The sequence below is a fragment of the Blastomonas sp. AAP53 genome (assembly GCF_000331245.1).
In the GTDB taxonomy this organism is placed as follows: domain Bacteria; phylum Pseudomonadota; class Alphaproteobacteria; order Sphingomonadales; family Sphingomonadaceae; genus Blastomonas.
The window spans coordinates 132,001-141,609 of sequence record NZ_ANFZ01000009.1; the positions used below are offsets into that span (position 1 = coordinate 132,001).

17 protein-coding genes are annotated in these 9,609 nt (G+C 61.6%); 4 read left to right on the top strand and 13 right to left on the bottom strand.

From position 1 onward, the window contains the following. Positions 1-18 precede the first annotated feature (18 nt). Positions 19-732 carry a lipoyl(octanoyl) transferase LipB gene (lipB, locus tag D618_RS0107515; protein ID WP_017670890.1) on the top strand — a complete coding sequence of 238 codons (714 nt, stop codon included), beginning with the start codon at positions 19-21 and terminating at the stop codon, positions 730-732. A gap of 2 nt (positions 733-734) precedes the next feature. Beyond that, complete coding sequence (locus D618_RS19855) at positions 735-1,052, top strand: hypothetical protein (RefSeq protein ID WP_193746695.1); 318 nt, start codon at positions 735-737, stop codon at positions 1,050-1,052. Positions 1,053-1,067: 15 nt separating this feature from the next. Here D618_RS19855 and queC read toward each other — a convergent pair whose 3' ends face one another. From queC to D618_RS0107590, 13 genes are all read right to left on the bottom strand, one after another. Next, positions 1,068-1,751 carry a 7-cyano-7-deazaguanine synthase QueC gene (gene queC, locus D618_RS0107525; RefSeq protein ID WP_017670892.1) on the bottom strand — a complete coding sequence of 228 codons (684 nt, stop codon included), beginning with the start codon at positions 1,749-1,751 and terminating at the stop codon, positions 1,068-1,070. Positions 1,752-1,925: 174 nt separating this feature from the next. Next, the gene (locus D618_RS0107530) at positions 1,926-2,339 is read right to left on the bottom strand and encodes a hypothetical protein (RefSeq protein ID WP_238550618.1); all 414 of its coding nucleotides are present in this window, start codon (positions 2,337-2,339) and stop codon (positions 1,926-1,928) included. Between the two features lie 167 nt (positions 2,340-2,506). Continuing rightward, positions 2,507-3,403, bottom strand: a complete 897-nt coding sequence (locus tag D618_RS0107535) for an Hsp33 family molecular chaperone HslO (RefSeq protein ID WP_017670894.1) — start codon at positions 3,401-3,403, stop codon at positions 2,507-2,509. Between the two features lie 372 nt (positions 3,404-3,775). Then, on the bottom strand, positions 3,776-4,195 hold the full coding sequence (locus D618_RS0107545) for a SufE family protein (protein WP_017670896.1): 420 nt from the start codon (positions 4,193-4,195) through the stop codon (positions 3,776-3,778). A 52-nt stretch (positions 4,196-4,247) separates the two neighbouring features. Next, positions 4,248-4,487, bottom strand: coding sequence for a hypothetical protein (locus D618_RS0107550; RefSeq protein WP_017670897.1), 240 nt, complete (start codon positions 4,485-4,487; stop codon positions 4,248-4,250). A 51-nt stretch (positions 4,488-4,538) separates the two neighbouring features. Then, positions 4,539-4,808 carry a hypothetical protein gene (locus D618_RS0107555; protein WP_017670898.1) on the bottom strand — a complete coding sequence of 90 codons (270 nt, stop codon included), beginning with the start codon at positions 4,806-4,808 and terminating at the stop codon, positions 4,539-4,541. A gap of 31 nt (positions 4,809-4,839) precedes the next feature. Further along, the gene (locus D618_RS0107560; protein WP_017670899.1) at positions 4,840-5,100 is read right to left on the bottom strand and encodes a hypothetical protein; all 261 of its coding nucleotides are present in this window, start codon (positions 5,098-5,100) and stop codon (positions 4,840-4,842) included. Between the two features lie 31 nt (positions 5,101-5,131). After that, on the bottom strand, positions 5,132-5,455 hold the full coding sequence (locus D618_RS0107565; protein WP_017670900.1) for a hypothetical protein: 324 nt from the start codon (positions 5,453-5,455) through the stop codon (positions 5,132-5,134). Then, positions 5,455-5,775, bottom strand: coding sequence for a hypothetical protein (locus D618_RS0107570; protein ID WP_017670901.1), 321 nt, complete (start codon positions 5,773-5,775; stop codon positions 5,455-5,457). The genes D618_RS0107565 and D618_RS0107570 overlap by 1 nt, the downstream gene beginning before the upstream one ends. Positions 5,776-5,808: 33 nt before the next feature. Then, positions 5,809-6,216 (bottom strand): envelope stress response membrane protein PspC, encoded by a 408-nt coding sequence (gene pspC, locus D618_RS0107575; protein WP_017670902.1) that lies wholly within the window; start codon positions 6,214-6,216, stop codon positions 5,809-5,811. Continuing rightward, entirely contained in the window at positions 6,213-6,515 is a 303-nt protein-coding gene (pspB, locus tag D618_RS0107580) for an envelope stress response membrane protein PspB (protein WP_017670903.1), read from the bottom strand. Before pspB ends, pspC begins: the two co-directional genes overlap by 4 nt. A gap of 4 nt (positions 6,516-6,519) precedes the next feature. Then, positions 6,520-7,215, bottom strand: coding sequence for a phage shock protein PspA (gene pspA, locus D618_RS0107585; protein ID WP_017670904.1), 696 nt, complete (start codon positions 7,213-7,215; stop codon positions 6,520-6,522). Between the two features lie 125 nt (positions 7,216-7,340). Beyond that, positions 7,341-7,541 carry a hypothetical protein gene (locus tag D618_RS0107590; protein WP_017670905.1) on the bottom strand — a complete coding sequence of 67 codons (201 nt, stop codon included), beginning with the start codon at positions 7,539-7,541 and terminating at the stop codon, positions 7,341-7,343. Positions 7,542-7,703: 162 nt separating this feature from the next. Between D618_RS0107590 and pspF the strand changes: the two genes are divergently transcribed. Continuing rightward, positions 7,704-8,756: a phage shock protein operon transcriptional activator gene (gene pspF / locus D618_RS0107595; RefSeq protein ID WP_017670906.1), complete on the top strand. Its 1,053-nt coding sequence runs from the start codon at positions 7,704-7,706 to the stop codon at positions 8,754-8,756. Between the two features lie 11 nt (positions 8,757-8,767). Then, positions 8,768-9,577 carry a hypothetical protein gene (locus tag D618_RS0107600; RefSeq protein ID WP_152414589.1) on the top strand — a complete coding sequence of 270 codons (810 nt, stop codon included), beginning with the start codon at positions 8,768-8,770 and terminating at the stop codon, positions 9,575-9,577. Positions 9,578-9,609: the final 32 nt, after the last annotated feature.

Consider the following 9,609-nt stretch of genomic DNA (forward strand, 5'->3'; position numbering starts at 1 on the left):
TGCAGAAGGCAGGGCGCGATGGCATTGGCAGGTGGTTTGGCAACGACAGCGGCAGCGGCAGGCACAGGTGCGCCCGAGTGGCGCGTGACGCCCGGCCACACCGCCTATCCGGACGCGCTCGCCGAGATGGAGGCGCGCAACCAGGCGATCGAACGCGGCGAGGCCGGCGAGCTGCTGTGGCTGCTCGAACATCCGCCCCTCTACACCGGCGGAACCAGCGCCGACCCGGCGGAATTGCTCAGCCAGCAATTCCCGGTGTTCGATACCGGGCGCGGTGGGCGCTATACCTATCATGGGCCGGGCCAAAGGGTCGGCTATGTGCTGCTCGATCTGCGCAGGCGCGGCAAGGATGTGCGCTGTTTCGTCCATGCGCTCGAAGGTTGGGTGATCGCTGCGCTCGCCGATCTGGGTGTGTCGGCGCGGCGGGCCGAAGGCCGCGTGGGCATCTGGACCGATACGCTGAATGGCCAGGAGGCCAAGATCGGTGCGATCGGCGTGCGCGTGCGGCGCTGGGTGACGATGCATGGCTTTGCGGTCAACGTGAACCCCGACCTTTCGCACTTCGGCGGAATCGTGCCCTGCGGCATTGCCGAATATCCGGTGACCAGCCTGGCAGATCTAGGAATTTCCGCGTCGATGGCTGATCTGGACGCGGCGCTGGCGCGCCACGCCGATGCCTTTCTTGCAGCGCTTGGCGGGGCATGCCAAAGCGCTGACGAAGAAAAGGAATGACGATGATGCTGAGGGTTGTGAAGATCGGGGCGACGATGGCGCTGGCGGGGCTGGCACTGGCCGGTTGCGAAAAGAAGGCCGCCGATGGCGCCACCGTCGCGCAAGGCAGTGCGCCGGTTGGCACGATCAGCGACGAAATGCCGAATCTGGAACTGCTGCCCAACGATGCGGCGCTCGCAGATCCGGCGGATGTGCCACTGGTGCCCGGTGCCAGCCCTGCTGCGCCGCCTGCCCAAGCCGAGGCATCAGCTCCGGTTGCACAAGCCGCTCCACCACCCGCACCCGCCGAACCGGCGCTGGAAGGTTCGATCGCCGAGTAACGTGCGGCTGCGCGGTCAGTCCGCGTAAACGGTCGGATCGATCAATCCGGCATCGGCAAAGCCCTGTTTGCGCAGGCGACAGCTGTCGCAAAGGCCGCAGGCGCGGCCATCGGGCGTGGGGTCATAGCACGACCAGCTCATTCCCGGATCGAGCCCCAGCCGCGCGGCTTCGGCTGCGATCTCGGCCTTGCCCAGAAACTGCAACGGCGCGTGGATGGTGAACGGCTCGCCTTGGTCGCCCGCCTTGGTGGCAAGATCGGCCAGTCGCTCGAAGCCCTGGATGAATTCGGGCCGGCAATCGGGATAGCCCGAGTAATCGAGCGCGTTGACCCCGATGAAGATATCGCGCGCGCCCAGCGCTTCGGCCCAGCCCAATGTCAGTGACAGGAAGATAAGGTTGCGTGCGGGCACATAAGTGACAGGAATATCCGAGCCCACCCCCGTCTTGGGGACGGCGATGTCATCGGTCAGCGCCGATCCGCCGAACTGGCGCAGGTCGAGCGGCAGGATGATGTGCCGCACTGCGCCGATATGCGCTGCGATCGTCTTCGCCGCCTCGATCTCCACCCGGTGGCGCTGGTTGTAATCGATGGTCAGCGCCGCGACAGCGAAGCCCGCCTCCTGCGCGCGCGCGGCGGACACCATGGAATCAAGGCCGCCTGAAAGCAGGACGACAGCGGTTTTCTGCGGATCGGTCATGCGGAGGACGCATATTGCGCTGCGGCATCTGTCGCAAATCAAAAAATCGGGCCGCGCGGACAGGTCCGGCGGCCCAGGAAGGTCTTGCGACCTGAATGGAGGAAAGCGTACCGAATCCGGCACGTTCTCCTTCTACCCCGGTTGTGGTTAAGAAACCGTGTACCTCTGAAAGGACTATCCGCCGCAGGCTCCGGCGTAGCGGGCTTCCTTGGCAAAGGCGAAGGGCGAGTTGTGGGCAATGCCCTGCGAGTCGATCTGGATCAGGCCACGACCTTCGTACTTGATCGTGGTCCGACCCGTCCCGCCGCCGGGGCACCGATAGGTCACGGTCACCTCGTCGGGCTCGTCGGAAACCACAAAGCGGCTGCATTGCAGATCACGGTGCTGCAGTTGCAGCAGCTTGCGGATGTCGCGCACGCACACTTTGTCCGCATCGGCGCCGCCGCGTTCCTTGAGGTTCCACAAGCCGGGCTGCAGCTTGTTGAGCATCGCCAGCTCCGGGCCCTGGGCGGGCGCGGCCACAGACGCCAGGCCGAGCGCCGCGGCGGGCAGCATTAACCATTTCAGATGACGGGGAAATGCGATCATGCGGGTAACCTTATCGTTGGCCCCTGCTGTCTTGGGCAGCAGGAACAGTCAATCGTGTGCGACCCGATTCAGGTTTCTTGCCCCAGGCAATATTATCGCTTTATGCAAAGATGATGGCGAAATCACTTGGCAATTATGGCGGGTTTGCGGCCCGCCGTCAGCCGTGATCACACAGCGGCGGGCGGCTCGATGTGAAAAGCGCGCGAGCAGAAGGCGCAATCGACCACGATCGTGCCGGTATCGCCGACCATCTCGGCCTGCTCTTCGGGCGGAAACCGACCGATGACGTCGCGGATATGGTCGAGGTTGCAGCGGCATCCCTTGACGAGCGCCACGCCATCCTCAGCGCGCACTTCGTCCTCCTCGTGGAACAGCCGCCACAGCAGGTCGCGCCCGGTGAGCTCGGGGTCAAGCAGTTCGGAGTGCTTCAGCGTGCTCGACAGGACGGACACATGTTCCCATTCAGGATGATCAAGTCGCACGTGCAGCCGCTCGCGGCCTTCCTCGCCCTCGGGCAGGTGCTGCACCAGATAGCCCGCGCTGCGGCAGCCGGTGGCATCGCTCTCGATCGCGATGCGGATCAGCGTCGGTACCTGCTCGGACTGGCTGAAATAGCTCTCGCACGCCTGTGACAGCGAATCGCCGTCCAAGGGCACGATGCCCTGATAGCGGCCCTTGCCGAAGCTCTGGTCGAAGGTCATCGCCAGATAGCCCTTGCCGAACAGCGCGAACAGCGAGGGATTGGCGCCCAGCCGGGCGAGCCGTTCGGCATCGAAACGCACATGCCCGCGCAGCTCTCCGCCGCGATAATCGACCACCAGCAGCTCGATGATGCCGCCCTCGGTCTGCGCCTGGATGGTCACTTGGCCGCCATCCTGCTTCATCAGCGATCCGATCAATGCGGCCAGCGTGATCGCCTCGGCCAGCACCAGCTTGATGCAGGTGGGATAATCATGCGCGGCAAGAATCTCGCGCAACACGCTGTCCAGCCGCACGAAACGGCCGCGCGCATCGCGGGCGGGGAGGGTGAAATGGACGGGCAGGGCTTCAAAAGGTGAGGTCATGCGCCGCTATATGGTGCGGGCAGGGGCTGGCGTCAAACCTGCGTTCCGAATGCCCACTCCGTCATTCCCGCGCACGCGGGAATCCCGCTTGGTCGCCAATGTTCGCGCTAAAGCGGGACCCCCGCATGCGCGGGGGTGACGTCAATGTTGTGTTGCTACAAAGTCCTAAGGACGCCCACCGCATCATCGCTCGCGCCGCGTGGCATAAAGCCATCCAATCAAAACAACTGCACCAAAGATAAATGCAGTGACAGCGATCGTTTGCAGCTTATCAGGTCGATGGTCTGCCAGTCCCCGCAACACGAAAAGTGCAGCAAAAATCAATAACCCGGCTCTGATGTACCTTGATCGTTGCAGCAAAGTCCCGATAACCTACCCCGTATACCGCCCCGCCGTTTCCCTGATCAGCGCGATCATGTTCGGGATGCCCTGAGTGCGATTGGACGAGAGCTGGTTTTTGAGGTCGAACGGGGCCAGCGCGCCTTCGATGTCCGCGCTGGCGACGTCGGCCGGCGCCTTGTCCTGCACGCTCAGCAGTACGAGCGCGATGATGCCCTTGGTGATCGCGGCGTTGCTGTCGGCGAGGAAGTGCAGATCGCCCTCGTCGGTGCGGGTGGGATAGACCCAGACCGAGGCGGAGCAGCCGCGCACCAAGGTGGCGTCGGTCTTGAGCGCATCGGGCATCGGATCGAGCGTTTTGCCCAGATCGATGATCAACCGATAGCGATCGTCGGCGTCGAGGAATTCATATTCTTCGGCCAGATCGGCCAGTTGGGGGGCTGTGCTGCTCATGGGCCGCAGATAGGGGCGCGGCGGGGGAAAGTCACCCCGCCGCGCGCTTTTGTTAAAGCTCGACCCCGGCAGCAATCGCTTCGAGCTTGCGGATGCGTTCCTTCAGGTCAGCGATCTCGATCCGCGAATGGGTCGAGGGCGATCCGCCGTCATGCAGCGGTCCGTGCGATTCAATCTCGTGGCGCTTGAACGCCAGCCATTCGCGCCAGCCGCGCAGCACGGTGGAGGAGACGAGGGCAATGCTCAGCAGGGCGCTGGTTGCCACGGTCATGTAGAGATAGGCGCTTTCCATGATATTACCCTTTACGGCCCCCGCCGCCCGGTTGATGGTTCATGCGCCGCGTCAGCGGTCGCGCAGTTTCTCGATTTCAAGGCTGAGGTCGCTGGTCTGGCGTTGATCGGTAATCACGCGCTCCAGCACCTGCACCCGCTCCTTCAGTCCGCGTACTTCCTCGCGCAGGCGCGCAGCCTCAGCGGTGTCGGCAGGCCGGGCGAGCTGCTCATTGCCATGCTCGTCTTCCAGAATGCCGTGCTGGGCTTTGTACCTTGCCTTCAGGACATTGCCGATCATCACGATCAGGACGATGCCGATTACCATTTCAAACGGGTTCATGATGCGATTTCCCTCAAAATCTCAGAACGTCTCAGGTCAATTGCTTGGTCCGCAGGTTCTCGATCTGCTGGGCCAGGTCGTCGCGGCCCCGGCCATCGGTAACGATGCGTTCCAGCGTGCGCAGGCGCTGTTCCATCCGGTCATCGACGGGCGGTCTTGCGACCGCTTGCGCCTTGGCCAGTTCGATCTGCAGTTCCAGCGTCTTGCGCTGATGCTTCGTCCAGATCGCCAGGCCGCCGAGCATGAACGGGGCCAGCGGGATCAGAACCAGAAGCGCGTCGAAATCGAACATTGGTATGCCCCCAGGTGTTAGAGTGTCAGTGTCAGTTCGCGCGCTTGTCGCGCAGGGCTTCGATTTCATGGGTCAGGCGGTGGGAGTCATCAGTGACGATGCGCTCGACATTGCCCAGACGGTCCTTGATCGATCCCAGTTCGGCGCGCAGCTGAGCATTTTCCTGGCTCAGCAGCTTGATCCGCTCGACCGATTCCTGGTCGGTCTTGGGATAGACCGGCTTGCCCCAGCTGTTTTCCAGCGGATAGCCGTTCTTGATCCGCAGCCAGTTGTTCACAAGAACGCCGATCGTGATGATCAGTATGCCAGCTGTCAGCGCAGGGCCCAGTGCTTCAATCAATGCAAGCTTGTCCATCACGCGCGGTCCTTCTGTACTCTCAGGCGTTCGATTTCGTCCGCCAGGCGGCTGCTCGAACTGTTGGCGTCGGTAGCAATGCGTTCCAGCACCGCAATCCGTTCTTCCAGCCGTCCGATCTTGCCGGTTAACTGCTCGTTTTCTGATGTGAGCAGCGATATTTTTCGATCAGCGTCAGGATCTGTTCGTTCAATGACTTTACCGGTCCACTGATCTTCGAGGGGATAGCCATGCTTGGCGCGGATCCAGGTGGTAAACACCCATGCGCTCATCGAAAGCATGACAATCGCGATAACAAAACCTGGTCCACCCCAGCTCATGACAATCTCCTGAAACCTTGTTTCTGTTCTCGTTCAGCGCAGGCTTTCGATCTCGTCGGCCAGCCGCGTGTTCTTGGCGGTGTAGAACAGTTCGACATCAGCCAGGCGACGGTCGATCTCGCGGAACCGGGCCTTCACATCGCGAGCGGTGCGGGTCGGCGACTGGCGTACACCCTGCCAGAACTTCTGGTCCTGATCGTCGGTGTAAAGGTGCGCCGGCTTCTTCTCAGCCAGAAAGCCCATTCCGAGATAGCCAATCAAGGCCCAACCGGTCATCAGCGTGAGCAGGATGGCGGCAACGCGGATCCACACGACATCGATCCCGGTGTAATCGGCGATGCCAGCGCACACGCCCATGAACTTGCCGTTCTGCTTGTTGCGATAGAACTTGGTCTTGCGCGGTGCGGGGGCGTCGTTGCGATATTTGTCCAGGCGGCTCATTTCCTTACCCTTTCCTTCAGCAGGCGCTCAACCTGTTCCAGGGCGTAATCGTCCTGGTCATCCGAACTGGTCAGTCGCGCCGGGCGCCAGTCGGGGTTGTCGGCGGAGATGATCCGCTCGACCGTATCCATGCGATCGTCGAGGCGACGGGCCATCGCGTGCAGCTCTTCCAGCAGGTTTTCATCCGAGCTGGTGAGCGTCGCTGCGGTCTTCCACTTGGTGATGTAGTGAAACACCAGCCAGGGCAGTCCGATGAAGAGCATGCCGACGATGAAGATGGGGACGAGGATCTCTTCCATCGGATCAGCCCTCCTTCTTCATGGCGCGTTTCATCGCCTCGAGTTCTTCGTCGACCTTGTCCGACTGCGCGAGAGCGGCAAATTCGTCGTCAAGGTTGCGCTGGCCCAGCGCCTTGCGCTCGCCGCGCTCGTCCTCGGCCATGCCCAAAGCATCGGCGCGGCCTTCGGCCATGTCGACGCGGCGTTCGAGCAGGTCAAAGCGGCTGAAGGCTTCGCGGACCTTGTCGCCATTGTACATCGTGCGCAGCTTGACGCGGTTCTCGGCGCTTTCGAGGCGGCTCATGATGTTGTTCTGGCGCATGCGGGCCTCGCGCAGCTTGGCCTGCAGCTTGGCAATGTCCTGCTCCGACGCGCGCAGCGCATCATCGAGCACGTTGATTTCGACATTGAGCTGATCGGCCATATCGGCAGCCTTCTTCTTTTCCAGCAGCGCGGCGCGGGCCAGGTCTTCGCGGTCCTTGGACAAGGCGAGTTCTGCCTTGTCGGTCCAGTCAGCCTGCAGCTGCTCCAGCTTGTTCACGTGCCGCTTCATTTCCTTCTGGTCGGCGATGGTGCGCGCGGCAGAGGCGCGGACTTCGACCAGGGTTTCTTCCATCTCGAGGATGATCATCCGGATCATCTTCGACGGGTCTTCGGCCTTGTCGAGCAGCTCGGTAACATTGGCGGCAATGATGTCGCGGGTTCGAGAGAAAATTCCCATGGCGAAAACTCCGTTCGTTAAGGTCGGGTGGACCGGATCCTGATCCACCTTACCCCCTTTTGCATGGCAGTTGAAAGAGATTGGCCGGGACGGGGCAAGGGGGGTAAGCGTCCCGGCCAAATCCGTCAGGCGAGGTACCGGACGGAAACGATTTTGCCGGCATCCCTGTCGTGCTGAACAGGCGAGGCCGCGGCCTCGATGCTGGCGAAGGCGGTGAGGAACAGCGTGGTGACCAGCATCAGTGCAGCAACCGTGGTGATCAGCGTCGACTTGAAGACGCCGTCTTCCTGTGCCGTCTGATCGTTGGTTTGGTTCGCGTAACGCACTGTCTTTCTCCCATGGACCGCTGTGTGTCGGTGTTGCCAATAGCGTTGCAGGGTGCGTGCCAAACTGAAAAACACTGCAATAACAATGTTTTGCAAAATTCAAGGCCGTTGGACGTTGGTTAGGATTGCCATGAGTTGGGATTTTGCACTATCTCTTGGGCCATGCAGAGGGCCAGTCAGTTCATCGGGGAGTCAGGGGCGTTTCTGGATGCGGTCGAACGCGCCAGCCGTGCTGCCATGCTCAACCGACCGGTGCTGGTGATCGGCGAGCGCGGCACGGGCAAGGAACTGATCGCCGAGCGGCTCCATCGCCTGTCCTCGCGCTGGGATGGTCCGCTGATCACATTGAACTGCGCCGCGCTCCCCGAAACGCTGATCGAAGCCGAGCTGTTCGGCCACGAGGCAGGCGCCTTCACCGGCGCAACCCGCGCGCGCCAGGGCCGGTTCGAGGAGGCCGATGGCGGCACGTTGTTCCTCGACGAACTCGCAACCTTGAGCTCCGCTGCGCAGGAACGGCTGCTGCGCGCGGTCGAATATGGCGAGATCACCCGCATCGGCTCTTCGCGCGCGATCAAGGTCGATGTGCGGATCGTCGCTGCCACCAACGAACATCTGCCCGAACTGGTCGAGCAGGGCCGCTTCCGCGCCGACTTGCTCGATCGCCTGTCGTTCGAGGTGGTCACCCTGCCGCCGCTGCGCGTGCGCGAGGGCGACGTGATGGTGCTCGCCGATTTCTTCGGGCGGCGCATGGCGGCGGAGCTCGACTGGCCCGATTGGCCGGGCTTCGGCGCGATGGCGACCGAGGCGATGAAGCGCCACAGCTGGCCGGGCAATGTCCGCGAACTGCGCAACGTCGTTGAACGCGCGGTCTATCGCTGGGACGATCCCGATCGTGCGGTGGACCATATCGTGTTCGATCCGTTCGAATCGCCCTGGAAGCCGCAGCCTTCCAAGCGCCCTGCTTCTGCGCAATCGCCCTGCGATGACGTGATCGATGCGGCGCTGGCGGACTCCGGGGTGCGCGCGACGCTCGACCAGACGATGAACTTCGATAACGTCGATGATCTGCGCGGCGCGGTCGACGCACACGAAAAGCGCATCCTGCAGGCAGCATTGGCACGTCACCGCTACAACCAGCGCCAGACCGCCAAGGCGCTAGGCCTGAGCTATGACCAATTGCGGCACTGTTTGAAGAAGCACGATTTGTTGAACTAGGAGGCCCTGGAATGCCACGTGTTTTGTTGCATATGGTGCTTATGGTCGCCCTCGCTATGGTCTTGAGCGGAACAGCAAGCGCAAAGCCCGATAAACAAGAAGAAGTTGCAACACGCGAGGCTGAGAAAACAGGCGCACTGATCTATGCTTATGATCAGGCTGCATGGCGCAGCACCGACATGTTCATGGCTGAGATGCAGTCAAAAATGCCGCCGAACATGCGTGGCTATATCGTTGTTCCAGAGCAGGGCGGTAGGCTGCGCGCGATCTATTATGCCGAGGATGGCGGCAAGATGGTCGCGATCCGATCCTACAGCGTTGCAGGCAAACGATCCATCCGGCCCTTGAATTCCGAAGCCGGATCACCGTTATCCGCGCTGACGTTGCGAATGATCGCCGCGCGAGATGCAGCCTTGAGGTATGCTAGCGACAATATGCTTCCCATTTGTGCCAAAGCTTCACCTAATACAGTGGTGCTTCCGCCAGATGAAAATGACCGTATCGTTGTGTATATTCTGACTCCCCAGGAACAAAATGTGCAGTTTCCAGCGGGAGGGCATTATCGGTGGGTATTCGACAATCAGAACCAACTGATCTCGCATCGAAAATTGTCTGAAGGTTGTGGGCTTATCAAGGTCCAACAGCAGGGGTTTGGCATCATCATCATCGAACATAAAATGGATGAACACCCCACCGAGATACACGCGTTTCTGAGCCGGTTGATCCCCTTTCCTCTGACGATCGTCACGCCCAAGAGAGATGTCTGGTTCGCCACCAACGGCAAACTTGAATATACCTCCCGGCTCAAACCGGAGGAGTAACGCGCAAAATGCTGGACGCGGCGGCGCTCCGC

What these genes read in the sequence shown, in the direction of transcription:
- lipB (WP_017670890.1), top strand. Translation starts at nt 19, where the DNA reads ATGGCATTGGCAGGTGGTTTGGCAACGACAGCGGCAGCGGCAGGCACA.
- D618_RS19855 (WP_193746695.1), top strand. Translation starts at nt 735, where the DNA reads ATGATGCTGAGGGTTGTGAAGATCGGGGCGACGATGGCGCTGGCGGGG.
- queC (WP_017670892.1), bottom strand. Translation starts at nt 1,751, where the DNA reads ATGACCGATCCGCAGAAAACCGCTGTCGTCCTGCTTTCAGGCGGCCTT.
- D618_RS0107530 (WP_238550618.1), bottom strand. Translation starts at nt 2,339, where the DNA reads ATGATCGCATTTCCCCGTCATCTGAAATGGTTAATGCTGCCCGCCGCG.
- D618_RS0107535 (WP_017670894.1), bottom strand. Translation starts at nt 3,403, where the DNA reads ATGACCTCACCTTTTGAAGCCCTGCCCGTCCATTTCACCCTCCCCGCC.
- D618_RS0107545 (WP_017670896.1), bottom strand. Translation starts at nt 4,195, where the DNA reads ATGAGCAGCACAGCCCCCCAACTGGCCGATCTGGCCGAAGAATATGAA.
- D618_RS0107550 (WP_017670897.1), bottom strand. Translation starts at nt 4,487, where the DNA reads ATGGAAAGCGCCTATCTCTACATGACCGTGGCAACCAGCGCCCTGCTG.
- D618_RS0107555 (WP_017670898.1), bottom strand. Translation starts at nt 4,808, where the DNA reads ATGAACCCGTTTGAAATGGTAATCGGCATCGTCCTGATCGTGATGATC.
- D618_RS0107560 (WP_017670899.1), bottom strand. Translation starts at nt 5,100, where the DNA reads ATGTTCGATTTCGACGCGCTTCTGGTTCTGATCCCGCTGGCCCCGTTC.
- D618_RS0107565 (WP_017670900.1), bottom strand. Translation starts at nt 5,455, where the DNA reads ATGGACAAGCTTGCATTGATTGAAGCACTGGGCCCTGCGCTGACAGCT.
- D618_RS0107570 (WP_017670901.1), bottom strand. Translation starts at nt 5,775, where the DNA reads ATGAGCTGGGGTGGACCAGGTTTTGTTATCGCGATTGTCATGCTTTCG.
- pspC (WP_017670902.1), bottom strand. Translation starts at nt 6,216, where the DNA reads ATGAGCCGCCTGGACAAATATCGCAACGACGCCCCCGCACCGCGCAAG.
- pspB (WP_017670903.1), bottom strand. Translation starts at nt 6,515, where the DNA reads ATGGAAGAGATCCTCGTCCCCATCTTCATCGTCGGCATGCTCTTCATC.
- pspA (WP_017670904.1), bottom strand. Translation starts at nt 7,215, where the DNA reads ATGGGAATTTTCTCTCGAACCCGCGACATCATTGCCGCCAATGTTACC.
- pspF (WP_017670906.1), top strand. Translation starts at nt 7,704, where the DNA reads ATGCAGAGGGCCAGTCAGTTCATCGGGGAGTCAGGGGCGTTTCTGGAT.
- D618_RS0107600 (WP_152414589.1), top strand. Translation starts at nt 8,768, where the DNA reads ATGCCACGTGTTTTGTTGCATATGGTGCTTATGGTCGCCCTCGCTATG.